This window comes from Serratia sp. HMSC15F11, assembly GCF_001808215.1.
GTDB lineage: Bacteria > Pseudomonadota > Gammaproteobacteria > Enterobacterales > Enterobacteriaceae > Serratia > Serratia nevei.
The window spans coordinates 1-2581 of record NZ_KV792429.1; the positions used below are offsets into that span (position 1 = coordinate 1).

4 protein-coding genes and 1 other RNA gene are annotated in these 2581 nt (G+C 53.0%); 2 read left to right on the forward strand and 3 right to left on the reverse strand.

The window, feature by feature from the left end; translation table 11 throughout:
* From HMPREF3138_RS08375 to smpB, 3 genes are all read right to left on the reverse strand, one after another.
* The coding region (locus tag HMPREF3138_RS08375; RefSeq protein WP_038883332.1) for an integrase arm-type DNA-binding domain-containing protein at positions 1-548 on the reverse strand (548 nt) is incomplete at its 3' end.
* Between the two features lie 204 nt (positions 549-752).
* Positions 753-1116: a transfer-messenger RNA gene (gene ssrA, locus HMPREF3138_RS08380) on the reverse strand.
* Between the two features lie 49 nt (positions 1117-1165).
* Complete coding sequence (gene smpB, locus HMPREF3138_RS08385; RefSeq protein WP_004929094.1) at positions 1166-1648, reverse strand: SsrA-binding protein SmpB; 483 nt, start codon at positions 1646-1648, stop codon at positions 1166-1168.
* A gap of 161 nt (positions 1649-1809) precedes the next feature.
* Here smpB and HMPREF3138_RS08390 point away from each other — a divergent pair, with 161 nt between their 5' ends.
* Positions 1810-2244 (forward strand): type II toxin-antitoxin system RatA family toxin, encoded by a 435-nt coding sequence (locus tag HMPREF3138_RS08390; protein ID WP_004929096.1) that lies wholly within the window; start codon positions 1810-1812, stop codon positions 2242-2244.
* Positions 2237-2521: an RnfH family protein gene (locus tag HMPREF3138_RS08395; protein WP_038875612.1), complete on the forward strand. Its 285-nt coding sequence runs from the start codon at positions 2237-2239 to the stop codon at positions 2519-2521. The genes HMPREF3138_RS08390 and HMPREF3138_RS08395 overlap by 8 nt, the downstream gene beginning before the upstream one ends.
* The last annotated feature ends 60 nt before the right edge of the window (positions 2522-2581 follow it).

A 2581-nucleotide genomic window follows, 5' to 3' on the forward strand; every position in this document is an offset into this window, starting at 1 on the left:
CACGGTGTATTAATCAACGGGGGGCAGGTCAGACGAACGGTTTCCAGTGCTCCTCTGGCCTGAACCGATTGGACGGCCTGAACCAGTGTGTGAGCTTTAATATCTGTAACGCTAACCTTGCCAATCACAGGAAAGACATCTCTTTCAAGAGAGCGCCAGATATCGTCGGCATAGTCCTCTGTCACGCTGGCTTTCTTCACATTCCACCATCGTTCAGCTACGAGCTGGAAAGTATTGGTTTTAGCTTCCAGCGAACTGCGAAGTTGTTCTTGCTGATGTTCCTGAGGGTCGATTTGTTTCGCCAGGAGAGAGCGTGACTTTGCCCGGTAGTTTCTAGCATCGGCAAGGGTAACTGACGGGTAGGGGCCTATGCTCTTTTTCGCACGTTTCTTGGTAACAGGGCGAATGTAGCGAAACTGCCATATTTTGCTTCCGGTGGATTTGATGAGTAGCTCAAGGCCATCGCCATCGTAAAGAACATAGTCCTCTTCCTTAGGTTTGGCGGATTCGATTTCCTTAACGGATAGAGGTTTGGTTTGTCTTGCCATTGCCGGGTTTCCATAGTTTTAGGCACCTCAAAAACAATAAAGCTTTATGAGGTGCCTAACAAGGTGCCTAAAAGGTTCGGATTTAATTAGTTGGCATCAGACTTCGCGGGACAAATTGAGGGTACAAAAAAGCCCGCAGGGCTTGCGCCGTGCGGGCTCTTAGGACTTCATCGGATGACTCTGGTAATCACCGATGGAGAATTTTGGTGGAGCTGGCGGGAGTTGAACCCGCGTCCGAAATTACTACACCGTCGGCACTACATGCTTAGTCCAATCTTTACATTCGCCGGCCAGCTGCGGATGGACACGCTACTGACAGACTAGCCTGATTGAGTTTAACGCTTCAGCCCCAGGCAGGACGTCCACGCGATCTCTTTTGGGTTTGACCTCTCTTGATCCCCGTCCTAAGAGCGGAGGCTAGGGAGAGAGGGCTCTAAGCAGGGTATTAAGCTGCTAAAGCGTAGTTTTCGTCGTTTGCGACTATTTTTTTGCGGCTTTTTACGAGGCCAACCGCCCCTCGGCATGCTCCTAGGGCTTCGCAAATCCCGTCGAATCCAGAATCAGCCCCAAGTAACTTTGTGCAGTATACCAGAAGTTTACCTCGATAAGCCAGCGGCTTAACGATTGGCGTGCTTCATGATACGGGCTTTCGCCGTCTGCCATTCGCGATCTTTGATGTCATCGCGTTTGTCGTGCTCTTTCTTGCCTTTGGCTACGCCGATCTTGATCTTGCTCCAGGCATTTTTCCAATACAGGGACAAGGCCACCACGGTGTAACCCTCGCGGTTGACGCGGCCGAGCAGGGTATCCAGCTCGCGTCGGTTCAGCAGCAGTTTACGGGTACGCGTCGGATCGCACACCACATGCGACGAAGCCACGTTGAGCGGGGTGATGGTGGCGCCAAACAGATAGGCTTCACCGTCACGGAACGTCACGTAGCTGTCGCTGAGGTTGGCTTTGCCTGCACGCAGCGATTTAACTTCCCACCCTTGCAGCGACAGGCCCGCCTCGAATTCTTCTTCAATGAAGTATTCGAAACGCGCGCGCTTGTTTTGAGCAATGGTGGCGGAACCGGGTTTGTGTGCTTTTTTCTTTGTCATAGTGCGTTCATTATACTGGATGCTTCAGCGAAAGAAATCCTTTCCCCTTCAGCACCTGCGCAATTTTTCGCATTTTTGGCGCCCTCATCCCTTAGCAGATTTTTTGTTTGCCGCCAGATAAATGGTATTATCTGTACGTTTTATGTCTCACAGGAAATGATATGCCCCAGATCAGTCGGTCTGCATTAGTGCCGTTCAGCGCCGAGCAGATGTATCAGTTGGTTAACGATGTTCATTCTTATCCCGATTTTCTGCCAGGCTGCACCGGCAGCCGGGTGCTTAACGCTACCTCCAACGAAATGACCGCCGCGGTGGACGTCGCCAAGGCCGGTATCAGCAAGACCTTCACCACGCGCAATACGCTGCTGGATAACCAGAGCATCAATATGCAGCTGGTCGATGGCCCGTTCCGCAAGCTGATGGGCGGCTGGCAGTTCACGCCGCTGAGCGAAGAGGCCTGCAAGGTGGAGCTGCACCTGGACTTCGAGTTCACCAACAAACTGATTGAGCTGGCGTTCGGCAAGGTGTTCAAAGAGCTGGCGGGCAGCATGGTGCAGGCATTCACCCAGCGGGCGAAAGAGGTCTACAGTGTCTGACATCCAGGTCGAGGTGGTGTACGCCTTGCCGGAGCGCCAGTACCTGCGCAAGGTGAAACTGGCCGAGGGCAGCAGCGTCGAGCAGGCGATCCAGGCTTCGGGCCTGCTGGAGCTGCGCCAGGATATCGATCTCAAGAGCAATAAAATCGGCATCTACAGCCGCCCGGCCAAGCTGGTCGATACGCTGAACGACGGCGACCGGGTGGAGATCTACCGGCCGCTGATAGCCGATCCGAAAGAGCTGCGCCGGCAACGGGCAGAAAAGGCAAAAAAATAAGGCGCTATGAGCGCCTTATTTTTTTATCTTGACCCGTCCTGAATAGCGTTGACACATTTT

Bases quoted from the DNA above. Each gene is read 5' to 3' on its own strand.
- smpB (WP_004929094.1), bottom strand. From the start codon at position 1,648: ATGACAAAGAAAAAAGCACACAAACCCGGTTCCGCCACCATTGCTCAA.
- HMPREF3138_RS08390 (WP_004929096.1), top strand. From the start codon at position 1,810: ATGCCCCAGATCAGTCGGTCTGCATTAGTGCCGTTCAGCGCCGAGCAG.